This is a genomic window from Alcanivorax sp. HI0083, from assembly GCF_001635175.1.
Window position 1 is genome coordinate 1 of sequence record NZ_LWFX01000221.1, and the last position, 2,382, is coordinate 2,382.

Consider the following 2,382-nt stretch of genomic DNA (forward strand, 5'->3'; position numbering starts at 1 on the left):
CCACACGTCCCGCTCGCCGTAGAAGAAGCCTTTCAGTCCATCGCGTACTTGCTGCCCACCAACCAGTTCAACACCGGTGGCCAGCAAGTACGCGATGGACTGAAAGGCTTCTTCTACGGCGAGCGGGACGTGTGGCGCCCCGGTGATGACATTCACCTGACCTTTATTCTGGAAGACCAGGACAACACCATCCCCGACGGCCACCCACTGATGCTGGACTGGTTTGATCCCCGTGGTAACAAGGTGAAGAGCTATACCCTGGACAAGCCGGTGGGCGATTTTTATGCCTTCACACTACACACAGAAGAGGACGCGCCCACCGGGAACTGGCGTGCGGTGGCCCGGCTGGGTCAGCGTTATTTTGATACCCCGATTCGGGTGGAAGCGATCAAGCCCAACCGGCTGAAAATCGAGCTGGATCTGCCGGAAACGCTCTACACCAACCAAACCACCGACATTGGGTTATTTACCCAGTGGCTCAACGGTGCCACCGCCGCCAATTTGAAGGCCGACATGAAAGTGCGGGTGAGCGCGCGCACCACCCGTTTCGACGGCTACGACGCTTATCACTTCGATGACCCCACCCGAAAGCTCAGCAGTGAGCCGTTCACCGCCTTCGATGGCAACGTGGACGGGCAGGGTAACGCCACCGTGCCGCTCACGGTGAATGTGAAACAGACCCCGGGCATGCTGCGCGCCACCCTGACCACCCGCGTGTTTGAAAACAGCGGCGACTACAGTACCCAGATTCGCAGCGTGCCGGTGTACCCGTTCAAGCACTGGGTGGGCATGCGCATTCCCGAAGGCAGCGGCTGGGGCGGGGCACTGTCCCGAGAAGGGCTGCACGCCATCGACCTGATCAGCCTGGACAGCGACGGCAAGCCCGACGCCAGCCGGCCGCTGGATATCAGTGTCTACCAGATTGATTGGCGCTGGTGGTGGGACCGGGCCGGGGATGACCTGAGCAACTACATTAGTGACCCCAACACCAAACGCGTAGCCGATGCACAGATCACCACCGACGCAGAAGGCCGCGCCCAGTGGAATCTGAACGGCGAAGACTACGATTGGGGTCGCCATCTGATTCGCATTTGTGACCGGCAAAGCGACCACTGCACCGCACAAACCGTGTACCTGGGCTGGAGCTGGGAGCAAGCCAGTGGCAGCCAGGATGCAGCCACACGGCTGTCCCTGTCCGCAGACCAGGACCGTTACGCCGTTGGCGACACGGCCCATATTCAATTACCCGCTGTCGCCAAGGGCCGCCTGCTGGTGAGCCTGGAAACCGGCTCACGGGTACTGGATCATTACTGGCTGCCCGCCAACGGTGAAGCGCAAACCTTGGATATCCCCATCACCGCCAACATGGCGCCTAATGTGTACGTGCATGTGGCGTTGCTACAGCCGCACAGCGGCCGCAACAACGACCGGCCCATTCGGCTCTATGGCCTGGTGCCGCTGTTGGTGGATGACCCGAATACCCGTCTTGCCCCGCAAGTGAGCGCCCCGGACAAGGTGAAACCGGAAGACACCTTTACCGTGAAGGTCAGTGAACAGCAGGGCAAATCGATGACCTACACCCTGGCGCTGGTGGATGAAGGCTTGCTTGGCCTGACCAACTACCAGACCCCGGATCCCCACGACAGCTTCTATCGCCGCGAAGCCCTGGGGGTGCTGACCTGGGATCTGTTCGACATGGTAGTGGGCGCCTACGGGGCAGAACTGGATCAACTGCTGGCACTGGGCGGCTCCGACGGGGCCGACGATGGCCGGGAAAAGCAGCGTCGCCGTTTCCCGCCGGTGGTGAAGTTCCTGGGGCCGTTCACCCTGGAGGCCAATGAAACCGCCAATCACGAGATTACCTTGCCGCCGTACATGGGCCAGGTGCGGGCCATGGTGGTGGCCGGTGACAACGGCGCCTATGGCAAGGCCGAACAGGACATTACCGTCACCCAGCCGCTGACGGTGCTGAGCACCTTGCCACGGGTGCTGGGGCCGGGGGAAAGCGTGTCGCTGCCGGTTACCGTGTTTGTCACCGACGACAGCCTGAAAAAAGTCACCCTGACCGTGGACGCCGATGAAGACCTGTTCGAGGTGGAGCAGGGCAAGGCCACGCTGACCTTCACTGGCCCGTCCGATCAGATTGCCATGCTGAAAATCACTGCCAAACAGCAGGTGGGTACCGGTGACATCACCGTCACCGCCAAAGGCGGCAAACATCGCGCTTCGGAAACCGTGCATCTGCCAGTGCGTGCGGCTAACCCGCCCACCACCCGCGATACCCGGAAAGTGCTGGCGCCCGGTGAAATCTGGGCGCTGGAGTCGCAGCCCCATGGCATGGCCGGCACCAACAGCAGCACCGTGGTGGTCAGTGCCTTGCCC

General features: G+C 61.8%; 1 protein-coding gene. It reads left to right on the forward strand.

Going from position 1 to position 2,382, the window contains the following annotated elements:
- A partial coding sequence (locus tag A3754_RS02430) for an alpha-2-macroglobulin (protein ID WP_231880447.1) occupies positions 1 to 2,382 on the forward strand: 2,382 nt, incomplete at both ends.